Below are 12,795 nucleotides of genomic sequence, written 5' to 3'. Positions count from 1 at the left end.
CCTACTGTTTTTTCTTTTTTTCGCCAAAATTATCTAAGATATCAAGGCAAAACATGCAATCAGAATCGGGATCACGGTGTGAACCATAATACATGTTGCAAATATGATAGCCGGACTTGTAAATCTGCCTTAATGATTCAAGCCCGCTTCTCGTCTTGACAGCCGGTTCATTATTATTACTAGTCAACTTGTCCAGTTTCTCACGCAATAATTCATTTTCCACTTTCAATTCTGTGTTTTCCTTAAGCGTGTCCAAAATATTATTCTCAAGACTGGCAATTGTCTTAGTCATATTGGCCATCGTGTCGTGAAGCTGTTGCAATTTTGAATAAGGATCCACCATTTTCACCTACCGTTTCCACTGCAAGGCAAGATAATCGAGCAGATTACGAAAACTTACATTGCTATAACGCATTCGATCAACATCTACTAAATATTTTAACATTCTCGCACTCACTTGCGGATGTTCAGGTAAATCTTTTTGCGCCAATTGCTTAAGCTGAAGCAAAACATAATCCTGATCAAGCTTGCTGCTAGCTGCAGCGGCTAATTGATGGGCACTAACAAGAGACAAAGGATTTTTTTCTAGGCATTCCTGATAAAAATATCTACTTGTTTGATCAAGCTTAGCCGGATCATCCAGTCCAGAAATATCTTCCGGTGAAAAACCGTTCTTGAGTAAAAAATCACTTCTGCCATCGGCCTGATTACCCGCAGGAAAAACAACTGTCTGCGTACGCGAGCGCACAGTTGGCAAGATCTGGTCACGGTTGTTGGTTATCAAGATAGTAACAACGGGTGCAACCGGTTCTTCAAGTAAATTAAGCAGAGCATTAGCCGCCGGCAGGGTCAGCTTTTCTGCCTGATCAATAATGAAAAAACGGCGACTGCTCTGCACCGGGCTCTTCGCCAGCTCCTCTTTCAACGGTCGCACCTGGTCAATCCCCAAACTTTGCTTACCTTCCGGTTCCACCAGCAAAATATCCGGATGGTTGCCGGAAATAATCTGCCGGCAATTTTGGCACTGACCATCCGGCTTTTGCTTGCCAGTACAATTATCTAGGCAGGCCAGCCAGTAAGCTGTATTAATGCCTTGCTGCCGGTCACCAGTAACAAAAAGATAACTGTGGGCCAGCTGCCCTTTGTCATGAGCCGCACGCAAGCTTTGCGTTTCCGGGCCAACCTGTTTAATATCAATCTTCATCAAAAACGCTTAAATTCATCAATGGGCACAACAAAACAGGTTGCGCCGCCGACCGTAATTTTCACCGGCTGACTATTCATATCAAAGCCTGTCGGCACCATGTTGGGATTCATATACTCCTCGCGCGCCTTTGATTCCTGCTTAATAATCCGCAGCACCGTCTTGACATGCTCGTCATCAATCCCGATCAGGAAAGTCGTGTTGCCTTGACTTAAAAAGCCACCGGTAGTTGCCAGTCTGGTTTCCCGGATATTATTTTCAATAAACGCACGCTGCAGTTTCTTTGCGTCTTCTTTTTGAACAATTGCGATTACTAACTTCATTAAAATCAGTCCTTTATAAAATCTATTGGTAAACTATTTTCAATAATTTTAATACAATCAGCAACAACCTGCGTAAAATTTCGACTTGCATCAACAATCTTGATGCGCTGAGGATTGGCCTGGCAGATTTCTTGATAACCCTGATAAACTTTCTTATGAAAAGTCAATTTTTCCTGTTCCAAACGATCTTCAGCATGGGGACGCAGGCGATTGATCCGCGCCAAGCCAACTTCCGGCTTAACATCCAGGAATAGCGTTAAATCAGGTTCAACCCCGCTGGTAGCAAAATCATTGATCTGTTTAACTTGCGCAATGCCTAAATCACGCCCCACGCCCTGATAAGCAAGTGAGCTGTCAACAAAGCGGTCAGAAAAAACCATTTTTCCTGCCGCAAGTGCTGGCAGAATAACTTCCGCCATGTGCTGGCTGCGCGAAGCGGCATAAAGCAGTGCCTCGGTTTTAGCCGCCATTTTACTATTTGCAGGATCTAAAATCATCTGCCTAATTTTTTCGGCAATTTCCGAGCCGCCCGGTTCACGTGTCACTAGATATTGTGTCTTAAGTCTAGGTGCAAGTTCACGCACCACTTGGGCAACAACCGTACTTTTACCAGCACCGTCGGGACCTTCAAAACTAATAAAAAAACTTTTCATAAAACTCTCCATAAGTACATTTTACCTAAGTTACTACAATAATGACAGTTTGGACCAGCAGTTAATTGCCCAAAATAAAAAAGCCCAAAGTTTGAGCTTTTTACTGGCTGATCGCATTTGTAAAACCACTAAATCTTGTGTTGCGGTGCCGCGCTTCCTTATATAAAAACGAGTACTTGGCCTGCAAAATTTTACTGGCAGCAATATTATCATCCGACAAATCCATTGTGGTTTGATCAAGATCACTTTCAAGTGCTATTTCTGCCTGCAGCTTTTCAATCAAATCAACCAGAAGCTGGTCGCCTTGTTCTTTAACTATGTCTTTTTTTCGCATCTAAATCGCCGTTCTCCCCTGCACTGCCCGTTTCAAAGTAATAGAGTTAGCATACTCAATATCACTGCCGACGGCAAGCCCTGCAGCCAGCCGCGTAACTTTTATTCCCGCGGGTTTAATCAACTTGCTGATATACATCGCCGTTGATTCGCCCTCAGGCGTTGAATTAAGCGCCAAGATAATTTCTTTGACACTGTCCTGCTTTTGCAGGCGGACAATCAGGGATTTAATATTAATTTCTTCCGGACCGATACCATCCATTGGCGACAAGACACCATGCAGGACATGATAAAGTCCGATATATTCGCCCATTTCTTCAAACGCCATCACATCTTTAGGCTGCTCCACCACCATGATCGTTGCTTGGTCACGATTCGGATTGCTGCATATTTCACACGGATCTTTTTCCGTAATATTTCCGCAAATAGAGCAGCGCCGTAAATTCTGCTTGACCTCTGTGAGCGCCTTGCCAAAGTCCTGAACATCTTCATCAGGCATATCAAGCGTATAAAAAGCCAGCCGTGTCGCAGTCTTTTCACCAATTCCGGGCAGCTTCATGTAGGAATCAATCAAATGCGCAATGGGTAATGGATATTGCAATTAGATCATACCTTTCGTGTACTTACCTAAACTGGCCTGAGTAGCCTGATCAATCTCTTCCAGTCCCTTATTAACCGCATCAATCACTAGATCCTGCAGCATATCCGGATCATCTGGATCAATTGCCTCCGGATTAATCTTTAAATCCTTTAGTTTCCGGTCGCCGGTAAAAATGGCAACAACCAAATCATCGGCTGACTTACCAGTAAATTCCTGTGCGGTAATACTTTCTTGTTCTTGGGTCATCTGTTCCTGTAATTTTTTGGCCTGCTTCATCATCTGCTGCATATTCATGCCGCCCATACCGCCAAAATTAGGTCTCTTGCTCATTTTATCTCCTTTACACTTCTGCTTATTTAATCTTTAACAGTAACTGCATCGCCAAAAAGTTCCTTGGCCTTCGTCACAACTTCCTGTTCTTCCTTGATTTCTGCCTCATCAGCAGGAACATCTTGTTCCGGATCAGACTGCTTTTGTTTTGCCAGTAGCTCGTCTTTATGTCCCTTTAAAAATTCTGCCCTGACTTTCAGCCAGGATTCATCGGGTACCAAGACAATCTCATATTTATGCTTAGCAAATTTTTCAATCTCGTTTGTCAGCAGCGTGAGCAGGTCGCTATCAGAACTGGCCTTCTCAAACCAGAAAGCATACTTACACTTCATAACAACTTGATCACTGCTGGCAGCAACCGGCTCAAGCACATCCAGCAAAGCCCGCTGCGACACACCTAGTTTCGATTGCACGTCGGGCCAGACGTCTTTAATTGCCGTCAAGTCCCGCTTAGTCGCATTTTCAAGAACGTGGTAAATTCGTTTCCGATCCTGTTCATCATCATGCTTAACTTTCTTGAGCGGCTTTTTCGTCTTAATCTTTTGCTGTTCCGGCTCATTCTGAGAAGTTTTTGTCTCTTTAGCAGGAACACCTGCATCAATATGAAAAATTTGCTCACTAGAATGTGAACTTTGACGGCCACGAGCCAAAGTGGCTACTTGCTGAGTCAAAGTTGACACCTGCTTTTTTAACGTGGCAACTTCCGTCTGTAAGTTCAAATCTTCTTTAACTTCGCCCGCGCTATTTGCCAGTGCCTCTTCAGAAGCAGCGGCCACCAAAAATACCTCAAGCGGAATTTCCTGCTGATTGGTATAACGTAGGTCGGTTAGAGCCTTGTTGGCTAAGGTAATCAGCTTAAAGTACGTTTTCGCCGGAACCTTTTTGACCTTCTGAACAAAATCAGCAGTTAAAAAGTTGCCCGAACCGTCTTCACCCGCCTTAACAATAATTAACGATGTGGTCGCCATTTCAATCAGTTCGTCTAAAATATTTTTGACACTTGCGCCCGCTGCCAGCAACTCCTGGGCCATTGTCAGCGCGGCACCCGCGTCATGCTGCAAAAGACTGAGCAGAAGCTGCTCGATCTTTTCTTGAGCAGCAAAACCGGTAACATTGAGCGCGTCGGTATAATTAACACTGCCCTTTTCATAACTTAACAGCTGGTCCAAAATGCTTAGTGCATCCCGCATCCCGCCGTCGGCAACCTGAGCAATCACAGAAAGTGCCTTATCTTCATAAGAGATTTTTTCTTGATCCAGGATATACTTCATCCGCTGCTCAAGGTCAGCCTGGGAAATCCGTTTAAAGTTATAGCGCTGAGTTCGCGAAATAATTGTGGCCGGCACCTTCTGCAGCTCGGTCGTGGCCAAGATAAAGACAACATGCTCTGGCGGCTCTTCTAATGTTTTCAATAAAGCATTAAATGCTCCCATCGACAACATGTGCACCTCATCGATGATATAAACCTTGTACTTGCCTTGGGTAGGCGCATACTTGACCTTATCACGAATATCGCGAATTTCATCAACACCGTTATTGGAAGCAGCATCAATCTCAATAATATCCGGCATTATGCCTTGATCTGCTGCCTTGCAGTTGGCACATTCATTGCATGGCTCCCCATCTTGCAGGTTGCTGCAATTTAACGCTTTAGCGAAAATCTTGGCACAGGAAGTTTTTCCCGTACCACGCGGCCCCGCAAACAAAAAAGCATGCGAAACCGTACCACGCTTAATTGCATTCTTTAAGGTGGCAGTAATTTCTTCTTGACCAACAACACTTGCAAAAGTCCGTGGCCGCCACTTACGATATAACGCTTGATAAGCCATGAATTTGTCTTCCTAGTAAAAAACTCCTAACTCTTTAAAAGAGTTAAGAGTTTATGAATTTCTAATAAAAGGCACATGCTCAAGCGGCCTTAGTGCTGCTACCTTCCGGTCCTGACACGCTTTGGGAGTCAAACATTGCCCACAAATTATGATAACGTATTTTTCCAGTTTTTTCCACCGTTTTGCTGAATTTTTGCTTTTTTCTGTTCTGCTCGAATCGCCTGAAAAAAACTCTTTAACATTTGACTAGCCTCATCACGGTACAGGCCGCGAATTACGTTAGGATGATGGTTAAATTTGGGAACGGAAAAAAGGTCAATCACGCTGCCGGCAGCGCCAGCCTTAGGATCAGGTGCACCATAAAACACATTTTTAATACGGGAATTAATAATTGCACCGGCACACATCGGACAGGGCTCCAGGGTAACAAACAGGCTGCAGTCGATGAGGCGCCACAGGCCCAAATTGGCACAGGACTGCCGGATTGCCAGCATTTCCGCGTGACTACTGGCGTCTTGATCAAGCTCGCGGCGATTATACCCCGTACCGATTACCTGACCAGCGGGTGCAACAACAATCGCACCAATTGGCACTTCACCTTGTTCTTCAGCTTTTTTGGCTTCCGCAAACGCTAATTGCATGTACTTCTTTTTTTCTTCACTGGTAAAATCCATTTAACCCCCCTACTTTTTAACTGCTTGAAGCACGTAGTAGCCCTTATCACGCGCTAAAATTGTGCAGTTGCCATAAGTTGCCGTGAGCAATTTTCTAGCACTCGGTTCCCCCTGCTTTTTCTGGATGACAGCAAGCAAAACGCCATTATCAACCAGGTATTCTTTGGCGCCCGTCAAAATCGCGGACACGACTTTTTTGCCCGCACGGATTGGCGGATTGGTTACAATTAGGCCAAATTTTTTACTCTTATCCACTTGGCTATAGGCATCAGAAGAATAAATTGTTACATTCCGGCAGTAATTAAGCTGGGCATTCTCTTGCGCCAGTGCCAGCCCACGCTCATTAACATCTACCATTTCTACTGTTTGCTGGGGCCAGAATTTACTGGCAAATAGACCCAGAGGGCCATAGCCGGTCCCAACATCCAAAATATTACACGACGGAAAGGTCACTTCGTGCATTACTTTAATCAAAACACCGGAACCATAATCAACACGCATTTTTGAAAAAACACCAGCATCCGTCTTAAATTTTAAATCAATCCCGGCAACATGGTAGTCCACCACATGCTCATCATGTTTAGCGGTGGGATCAGCGGCAAAATACATTTGGTTTTCATTAGCCATCTTATTACTCATTTCTAAAATACTTCTTTAAATAATTTTACCAAAAATAAGAACAACAGTTAAAAACAAGGGTAGAAAAAAGTGCTCCTAACTGTTAGTTCTATGTCTAACAATTATGGAGCACTTCACTTTTACCGAACCTTGGAATTTCATGCAAGCTTATGGCATTCCTGATAGAATGTTTGATGACACTGTGAAATTATTTGAAAATCACAATGATTTATTGTTTTAGCAAAGTAAGCGTATTAATTAAAATTAATCTCTGATAAAATTATAGTTATAGATGAAAATTATTAATTTTAAAGAGGAGAACATGGTTTATATAATAATATTATTTACAACTATCGTTTTATGGTTTTTCGCAGTACGCCTTTTGCGACCGGCATATGATACTTGGAAAAGACACAAGGAAGGAAAGCAACGAAAATATGGTTGGTTTAAAATTATAATCGGTGGTTACTTCGGAATAGCGTTTTTGCTTAGTCCAATTCTCATGATTTACTCAGCTGTTAATCCATCCAGCTCTTCCACAGAATCATCAAGCACCACAGAAACTCAATCTCATGATGACTATGAACAAAAACAGAAAGACAAAGAAAAAGCTGAACAGAAAAAAGAAGCTAAGGCTAAAGCAAAGCAAAAGAAATTTAATGCCGAAGTTAATCGAGAACTTAAAAAAGGCCTAAGTGAAGATCAAAATTTCTTTGCTAAAGGCGATAAAAGATATAACTACGCGCCTTTTATTAACTCAATAAAATATACTGGTGAAGATGATACAGACAGAGCCAGGGCCCAAGTTAATACAAACTTTGCTAGTCTGGATAATGAAAGCAAAAGTATTGTAGCTGAAAAGGTCCAAGGAGTTATAGGTGCTGCACTTGCAGTTGTTAAAGATGATTACATGCAGGAAGAGCAAGACCAAGGTGCAGGTTTATTTTTCTATTTAGGTAAAAGAGCTGTGGGCCACTCAAGGATGTTAAGCAGTCATAAATACAAATGGTATAACTTGGATTAATTTTGAGGAGATAAAAATGAGTTCAAATAAAGAAGACAAGACTAGTTTTTTAGAAAATTTAGCAAAGATAAGTGAAGGTATGGATGAAATTCATTCAGCATTTCAGAAAAAAGTTCGTTGCCCTAGATGCAGGTCCACAAATGTTTCAGCCATAGGCCAACACAAGAAAAGTTTTTCGGTTGGCAAAGCTGCTGCTGGCACAATTCTTACTGGTGGAGTCGGAGCATTAGCCGGTTTTGCTGGCAAAAAGACCAAGAAAGTAGACATGATTTGTATGGATTGTGGTCGCCAATTTCAATATAAAAAGTAAACAAAAAATCCCTCGTGCATAAACACGAAGGACTTAATGGCTACCTAAAGTAATCGTCTTTAGGATTTACGAGACGAATCGCCTTTGAAACAATTTATTATTGGTTTAGTATCTAGTATACTGGCCAGCATTATTTCCGAATGGCTAATCAACCATTTTAAGAAATAATGTCAAAGAGGCTGTGGACAATACCACAGTCTTTTTTTATTAAAAAGCCTTCAAGAACAGCCTGGAAAACTCATCTTAAAAGCTAGTAATTGTGGGCAAAATACTGAATAATTCAGTGGTTTTTGTCTACCCTGTTTTATCATATTTAGGAGAAATTAAAAATGGCAATTACAAAACGCGGCAGCAAATGGCAAGCTCGCTTCATCTAGTACGATGAGCAAGGCAAACGTCATAGTAGATCTAAAGCTGGCTTTAAAACAAAATCTGAAGCTTCGAATTGGCTGGCGGATATTAAAATTAAGCATAATTCTGGCGTTGACGTTGTTAAGAATCCCGTTTTTGTAGATTATTTTAAAGATTGGTATGAAACTTATCGTAAAAATTCTTTAAGTTATATGGTACACAGCTTAAATATCGAGCTGCATACAATCATCTAAAAAAATATTGGGGCAATACAAAAATTAAGAATATTAGTCGCAAAAGTTTGGCAATAAGTTGGGAGAGAACCTGTCTGCCGATACTGTGAACAAAAATTGTGCCCCTTATAAAGCTTGTGTAAAAAATGCTATGACAGATGAAATTATCACTCGTGATTTTACTTTTGGTGCCCAAATTATTGGTAATGAAGCTCATACCAGAAAGGACAAAGTTAAATTTTTATCGCTGGCCGAAATCAAGAAATTGTTTGCTGTCGCTTTAGACAATCGATCTACCAATTCGACTAGCACATATATGATAATCACGGCAATTTTAACTGGTGCTAGAATTAGTGAGATAAAAGCTCTGCGTTGGCATAACATTCATTATGATAAACATACTATTGACATCCATCACAGTTACAGTGAAAAGCTCCACCAACTTATGCCAACTAAAAACGAATCTTCATACCGTACAATCAAAGTTACCCAACAATTGCTAGATATTCTAGATGAATTAAAAATTAACAAAACTGATTTTGTTTTTGAAAACAAGCGATATCAAACTATTCCTTTAACTGGTAATGTTAATAATGCACTTAAAAAATTAATGATTAAGGCTAATTTATCAAGCCCCGCGTTTACTGTCCACTCATTGCGTCATTGTCATGTGGCCATGCTTCTATACCAAGGAGTAGATATTTATGCAATAAGCCAACGCTTAGGACATAAAAATGTAAACATCACTTTGGGTGTTTATGCGTACATGATTGAGGAACTAAAAAACAAAAACGATAAAGAAGTAGAGGACAAAATAAACGATTTATTTAGCAAGTAGGTACACGTTTGGTACACAAATGGAAAAATTAAAAAAACGCACAGGCTCTAATCGTTGAGCTTGCGCGGTTTTTGTTAAGTTTGTCCAGTTGGACCGTAACTATTTAAGGGTTACAGTTGCGCCAACTTCTTCAAGCTTAGACTTGATGTCGTTAGCCTCATCTTCAGAAAGACCTTCCTTAACGTTCTTAGGAGCGCCATCAACAAGATCCTTTGAGTCCTTAAGGCCAAGGCCAGTAATGTCACGAACTGCCTTAATAACCTTAACCTTTTCTTGACCTGCTTCAGTCAATTCAACATCGTAAGTTGACTTAGCAGCTTCAGCAGCGCCAGCACCTGCAGCAGCAACTGGAGCAGCAGCTGAAACGCCAAATTCATCTTCAATAGCCTTTACCAGGTCGTTCAATTCAAGAATTGAAGCACCTTTTAAGTCCTCAATAATCTTTTCATTATCTAAAGCCATTTATGTATCCTCCAAAAAATTAGTATTTAGATATTATTTTCAACATTATTCTGCAGCAGATTCATCTTTAGAATCAGCAACAGCCTTAACAGCATATGCGAAGTTGCGCACAGGTGCTTGCAATACAGAAACAAGCATTGAGAGCAAGCCTTCACGGCCAGGGATAGCAGCAAGCTCCTTGATTTCTTCTTTAGAAGTCAATTTGCCTTCAAGCATACCACCCTTAATTTGCAAAACTTCAAAGTCATCTTCATACTTAGAAACAATTCTTGCTGGTTCAGTAATATCATCAGCATCATCAGTATAGACAACAGCGGTTGGGCCAACAAAAGTATCGTCTAAACCTTCAATGCCAGCCTTCTTAGCGGCCCGGCGAAGAAAAGTATTCTTGATAACTTTCATCTTAACGTCGTTATCGCGAAGTTCTTTACGCATGTTGGTAACTTCTTCAACAGTTAAACCAAGATAGTCAATTATTAAAATCGCCTTGGCAGTCTTAAGCTCTTCTGCAAAAGCATCAACCAATTTTTCTTTTGCAGCAATAGTAGCTTTACTCAATCGAATTCACCTCCGTTAGTAAAAATTGATAAATTCTCTAAAGGCCGAAAAAAACTCCATGCCAAGCAAGACATGGAGCATTCAAAATTCTTCATTATCTTCTGGCCTCGGCGGGATTTTAAGACTTTTCGTCACCCGAGTCTTAGGTAGAATCTACTCTGATAAGTATAGCAGATCAAACGGCTTTTGCAAAGCCATTATAATTCTTTTTTCGGATCATTCAGTTCAATCAATTTGCCCGTTGTTTTATAGACAACCCAGCCTGCCAGATTGACAATGTGGTCACCGATTCGCTCCAATAGCCTAATAACAACAAAGTAACTAGCAGAGGCAACGGCTGCGTTCGGATCTTTTTCAATGCCATCAACAATTAATTTGCGCGCTTTAATATAATCCTTAATCACTAGCTCATGGCTGCTGACAACTAAACGCGCCATTTTTTCATCATCTTGAACATAGGCTGTTAAAATTTGAATGAGCATGTGCCGTACCTGGTGGGTCATTCCCGAAATGATTTCCTCAACATCAGGGATCCGTGGATTACCTTTGAGACGAACTGTTTCCAGAGCAATACTCAAAGCATTTTCACCAATTCGCTCCAAATCAGTAGTTGCTTTCAAGATACTGATAACTACCCGAAAATCGGTTGCTACTGGCTGCTGCAGCGCAATCAGATCCAAGGACTTCTTTTCAATCCGCAGAGATTTTTTAGGAATTTCAACAGCATTCTCAATCATCCCCTTGGCAGTTTTCTTATCATGATCAACAAAGGCACGCGTCCCCTGATCGATTTGATCATTGACAAAAACACCCATTTCCATAAATTGTTCGTTTAATTTTTTTAATTCATCTAAAAATATTTCGTGCATTTTTCTTCCTCAAAGATTTAACCAAAACGGCCGTTTAAATAATTACTAGTGATTTCATTTTTAGGAGCAATGAACATTTCTTTAGTGGAGCCAGACTCAATCAAATCGCCGTTCATCAAGAATGCAACCTGGTCGGAGACACGGCTGGCCTGCTGCAAGTTATGCGTTACCATGATAAAAGTATACTTTTGCTTTAAATTCATCAAGGTTTCTTCAATTTCCATGCTGGAAATTGGATCAAGCGCGCTGGTTGGCTCATCAAGCAAAACCACTTCTGGCCGCACAGCCAAAGCCCGTGCGATACAAATCCGCTGCTGCTGACCACCGGAAAATTCTTGCGCATTGCGCTTTAAATTGTCCTTGGTCTCTTCCCAAATGGCTGCCTGCTTCAAACTCTCTTCAACACGCTGACTAATCAGTTCCTTGTCTTTAATGCCGGAAACTTTCAGGCCATAGGCAACGTTATCATAAACCGAAAAGGGAAATGGTGTCGGCTGCTGAAAAACCATCCCTACTTTTTTTCGTAACGCGACCAAATCCATTCGCGATTGATAAATATCCTGGTCTTCCAATAAAATTTTACCCGTGATCTTGATATTAGCAATATCATCATTCATCCGGTTTAAGCAGCGCAAGAAAGTCGATTTACCGCAACCCGACGGGCCAATCAGTGCCGTTAATTCCTTTTCGGGAAAATCCAGACTGATTCCGTGCAGGGCTTCAAACTTACCATAACTTAGTCTAACATTTTTGGCAGTGACAATATTTTTCATTTTTTATCCCCTATCCAAAACTACCCTGAATGTACTTCTCAGTAATTTCACCCTGCGGATTAGTAAAAATCTTAGCAGTAACATCATATTCCAGTGCGTGACCCAGATGGAAAAAAGCCGTATAGTCACTGATTCTTGAGGCCTGCTGCATATTATGGGTTACCATGATCATCGTATATTTGCTGCGCAGCTGCTTCAACGTATCTTCCAATTTAGACGTAGAAACCGGGTCCAAGGCACTGGCTGGCTCGTCCAAAAGCAAAATTTCCGGCTTAATTGCAATCGCCCGTGCAATACATAGCCTTTGCTGCTGACCACCGGACAAGGCCAAGGCACTTTGGTCAAGTTTATCTTTAACTTCGTCCCATAAGGCAGCAGCCCGCAAGCTTTCTTCTACTATTTTATCCAGCTCTTTCTTGTCTTTTAACCCATGCGATTTTAATGCATAAGTGATGTTTTCACGAATCGATTTGGGAAAGGGATTCGGCTTTTGAAAGACCATGCCAATCGTCTTCCGCAGTTCGTAAACATTGATATTATGCTTATTGACGTCCAGCCCATGAAACATGATCTGCCCGTCAACCCGGGCCACCTTGTCATTCATCCTGTTTAAGGACCGCAGAAAAGTGGACTTACCCGACCCAGAGGCGCCAATTAAAGCCGTGATTGTATTTTTTTTAAAACCCAAACTGACGTCAAACAATTTTTGTACGGTGCCGCCGTAAAATACACTTAGGTCGCTGGTAGATAGTGCTAATTCGTCGTCATCAAAAGTTTTAAGGTAAGCTTTTTGTGTTTGTAAATCATCCATT

Annotated in this window: 18 protein-coding genes, 1 other RNA gene, 1 pseudogene and 1 other annotated feature; of the genes and pseudogenes, 4 read left to right on the top strand and 16 right to left on the bottom strand. The window is 41.4% G+C overall.

What is annotated here, in order from left to right; all coding sequences use genetic code 11:
- Window position 1: 1 nt before the first annotated feature.
- The 11 genes from yabA to PT285_RS02915 all read right to left on the bottom strand — a co-directional run bounded on the left by yabA (window position 2) and on the right by PT285_RS02915 (window position 6,586).
- Window positions 2-340, bottom strand: a complete 339-nt coding sequence (gene yabA / locus PT285_RS02965) for a DNA replication initiation control protein YabA (protein WP_277150587.1) — start codon at window positions 338-340, stop codon at window positions 2-4.
- Window positions 341-349: 9 nt separating this feature from the next.
- On the bottom strand, window positions 350-1,204 hold the full coding sequence (locus tag PT285_RS02960) for a DNA polymerase III subunit delta (protein ID WP_277147718.1): 855 nt from the start codon (window positions 1,202-1,204) through the stop codon (window positions 350-352).
- Window positions 1,204-1,527: a cyclic-di-AMP receptor gene (locus PT285_RS02955; protein WP_277147717.1), complete on the bottom strand. Its 324-nt coding sequence runs from the start codon at window positions 1,525-1,527 to the stop codon at window positions 1,204-1,206. The genes PT285_RS02960 and PT285_RS02955 overlap by 1 nt, the downstream gene beginning before the upstream one ends.
- A 5-nt stretch (window positions 1,528-1,532) precedes the next feature.
- Window positions 1,533-2,180, bottom strand: coding sequence for a dTMP kinase (gene tmk, locus PT285_RS02950; protein ID WP_277147716.1), 648 nt, complete (start codon window positions 2,178-2,180; stop codon window positions 1,533-1,535).
- Window positions 2,181-2,280: 100 nt separating this feature from the next.
- Window positions 2,281-2,514 (bottom strand): YaaL family protein, encoded by a 234-nt coding sequence (locus PT285_RS02945; protein ID WP_277147715.1) that lies wholly within the window; start codon window positions 2,512-2,514, stop codon window positions 2,281-2,283.
- Entirely contained in the window at window positions 2,515-3,114 is a 600-nt protein-coding gene (recR, locus tag PT285_RS02940; RefSeq protein ID WP_277147714.1) for a recombination mediator RecR, read from the bottom strand.
- Entirely contained in the window at window positions 3,115-3,444 is a 330-nt protein-coding gene (locus tag PT285_RS02935) for a YbaB/EbfC family nucleoid-associated protein (protein ID WP_277147713.1), read from the bottom strand.
- A 26-nt stretch (window positions 3,445-3,470) separates the two neighbouring features.
- Window positions 3,471-5,273: a DNA polymerase III subunit gamma/tau gene (dnaX, locus tag PT285_RS02930; protein WP_277147712.1), complete on the bottom strand. Its 1,803-nt coding sequence runs from the start codon at window positions 5,271-5,273 to the stop codon at window positions 3,471-3,473.
- A gap of 56 nt (window positions 5,274-5,329) precedes the next feature.
- An RNA gene (gene ffs / locus PT285_RS02925) (signal recognition particle sRNA small type) lies at window positions 5,330-5,425 on the bottom strand.
- On the bottom strand, window positions 5,420-5,947 hold the full coding sequence (tadA, locus tag PT285_RS02920; protein ID WP_277147711.1) for a tRNA adenosine(34) deaminase TadA: 528 nt from the start codon (window positions 5,945-5,947) through the stop codon (window positions 5,420-5,422). Before tadA ends, ffs begins: the two co-directional genes overlap by 6 nt.
- Window positions 5,948-5,956: 9 nt before the next feature.
- Complete coding sequence (locus tag PT285_RS02915; RefSeq protein WP_374211459.1) at window positions 5,957-6,586, bottom strand: class I SAM-dependent methyltransferase; 630 nt, start codon at window positions 6,584-6,586, stop codon at window positions 5,957-5,959.
- 301 nt (window positions 6,587-6,887) lie between these two features.
- Here PT285_RS02915 and PT285_RS02910 point away from each other — a divergent pair, with 301 nt between their 5' ends.
- From PT285_RS02910 to PT285_RS02900, 4 genes and pseudogenes are all read left to right on the top strand, one after another.
- Window positions 6,888-7,589: a hypothetical protein gene (locus tag PT285_RS02910; RefSeq protein ID WP_277147710.1), complete on the top strand. Its 702-nt coding sequence runs from the start codon at window positions 6,888-6,890 to the stop codon at window positions 7,587-7,589.
- Window positions 7,590-7,605: 16 nt separating this feature from the next.
- On the top strand, window positions 7,606-7,899 hold the full coding sequence (locus PT285_RS02905; RefSeq protein ID WP_277147709.1) for an LITAF-like zinc ribbon domain-containing protein: 294 nt from the start codon (window positions 7,606-7,608) through the stop codon (window positions 7,897-7,899).
- A 392-nt stretch (window positions 7,900-8,291) separates the two neighbouring features.
- Window positions 8,292-8,504 (top strand): annotated as a pseudogene (locus PT285_RS11425) (Arm DNA-binding domain-containing protein); the annotation flags it as partial.
- Between the two features lie 58 nt (window positions 8,505-8,562).
- The gene (locus PT285_RS02900; RefSeq protein WP_277147708.1) at window positions 8,563-9,321 is read left to right on the top strand and encodes a site-specific integrase; all 759 of its coding nucleotides are present in this window, start codon (window positions 8,563-8,565) and stop codon (window positions 9,319-9,321) included.
- A gap of 99 nt (window positions 9,322-9,420) precedes the next feature.
- Here the strand turns inward: PT285_RS02900 and rplL are convergent, their stop codons facing one another.
- The 5 genes from rplL to pstB (PT285_RS02875) all read right to left on the bottom strand — a co-directional run bounded on the left by rplL (window position 9,421) and on the right by pstB (PT285_RS02875) (window position 12,794).
- Complete coding sequence (gene rplL, locus PT285_RS02895; RefSeq protein ID WP_277147707.1) at window positions 9,421-9,783, bottom strand: 50S ribosomal protein L7/L12; 363 nt, start codon at window positions 9,781-9,783, stop codon at window positions 9,421-9,423.
- 45 nt (window positions 9,784-9,828) lie between these two features.
- Entirely contained in the window at window positions 9,829-10,341 is a 513-nt protein-coding gene (gene rplJ, locus PT285_RS02890; protein ID WP_277147706.1) for a 50S ribosomal protein L10, read from the bottom strand.
- A 38-nt stretch (window positions 10,342-10,379) separates the two neighbouring features.
- Window positions 10,380-10,506 (bottom strand) — a sequence feature (ribosomal protein L10 leader region).
- Between the two features lie 32 nt (window positions 10,507-10,538).
- On the bottom strand, window positions 10,539-11,210 hold the full coding sequence (phoU, locus tag PT285_RS02885) for a phosphate signaling complex protein PhoU (protein WP_277147705.1): 672 nt from the start codon (window positions 11,208-11,210) through the stop codon (window positions 10,539-10,541).
- A gap of 17 nt (window positions 11,211-11,227) precedes the next feature.
- The gene (pstB, locus tag PT285_RS02880; RefSeq protein WP_277147704.1) at window positions 11,228-11,983 is read right to left on the bottom strand and encodes a phosphate ABC transporter ATP-binding protein PstB; all 756 of its coding nucleotides are present in this window, start codon (window positions 11,981-11,983) and stop codon (window positions 11,228-11,230) included.
- 10 nt (window positions 11,984-11,993) lie between these two features.
- Window positions 11,994-12,794 (bottom strand): phosphate ABC transporter ATP-binding protein PstB, encoded by an 801-nt coding sequence (gene pstB, locus PT285_RS02875; RefSeq protein WP_277147703.1) that lies wholly within the window; start codon window positions 12,792-12,794, stop codon window positions 11,994-11,996.
- Window position 12,795 lies beyond the last annotated feature (1 nt).

Source organism: Lactobacillus sp. ESL0791 (assembly GCF_029433255.1).
GTDB lineage: Bacteria > Bacillota > Bacilli > Lactobacillales > Lactobacillaceae > Lactobacillus.
Note: the sequence above shows the minus strand (reverse complement) of the source record. Positions and strands in the feature narration are given on the sequence as shown.

What these genes read in the sequence shown, in the direction of transcription:
- PT285_RS02960 (WP_277147718.1), bottom strand. Translation starts at nt 1,204, where the DNA reads ATGAAGATTGATATTAAACAGGTTGGCCCGGAAACGCAAAGCTTGCGT.
- PT285_RS02955 (WP_277147717.1), bottom strand. Translation starts at nt 1,527, where the DNA reads ATGAAGTTAGTAATCGCAATTGTTCAAAAAGAAGACGCAAAGAAACTG.
- tmk (WP_277147716.1), bottom strand. Translation starts at nt 2,180, where the DNA reads ATGAAAAGTTTTTTTATTAGTTTTGAAGGTCCCGACGGTGCTGGTAAA.
- PT285_RS02945 (WP_277147715.1), bottom strand. Translation starts at nt 2,514, where the DNA reads ATGCGAAAAAAAGACATAGTTAAAGAACAAGGCGACCAGCTTCTGGTT.
- PT285_RS02935 (WP_277147713.1), bottom strand. Translation starts at nt 3,444, where the DNA reads ATGAGCAAGAGACCTAATTTTGGCGGTATGGGCGGCATGAATATGCAG.
- dnaX (WP_277147712.1), bottom strand. Translation starts at nt 5,273, where the DNA reads ATGGCTTATCAAGCGTTATATCGTAAGTGGCGGCCACGGACTTTTGCA.
- tadA (WP_277147711.1), bottom strand. Translation starts at nt 5,947, where the DNA reads ATGGATTTTACCAGTGAAGAAAAAAAGAAGTACATGCAATTAGCGTTT.
- PT285_RS02915 (WP_374211459.1), bottom strand. Translation starts at nt 6,586, where the DNA reads ATGAGTAATAAGATGGCTAATGAAAACCAAATGTATTTTGCCGCTGAT.
- PT285_RS02910 (WP_277147710.1), top strand. Translation starts at nt 6,888, where the DNA reads ATGGTTTATATAATAATATTATTTACAACTATCGTTTTATGGTTTTTC.
- PT285_RS02905 (WP_277147709.1), top strand. Translation starts at nt 7,606, where the DNA reads ATGAGTTCAAATAAAGAAGACAAGACTAGTTTTTTAGAAAATTTAGCA.
- rplL (WP_277147707.1), bottom strand. Translation starts at nt 9,783, where the DNA reads ATGGCTTTAGATAATGAAAAGATTATTGAGGACTTAAAAGGTGCTTCA.
- phoU (WP_277147705.1), bottom strand. Translation starts at nt 11,210, where the DNA reads ATGCACGAAATATTTTTAGATGAATTAAAAAAATTAAACGAACAATTT.
- pstB (WP_277147704.1), bottom strand. Translation starts at nt 11,983, where the DNA reads ATGAAAAATATTGTCACTGCCAAAAATGTTAGACTAAGTTATGGTAAG.
- pstB (WP_277147703.1), bottom strand. Translation starts at nt 12,794, where the DNA reads ATGGATGATTTACAAACACAAAAAGCTTACCTTAAAACTTTTGATGAC.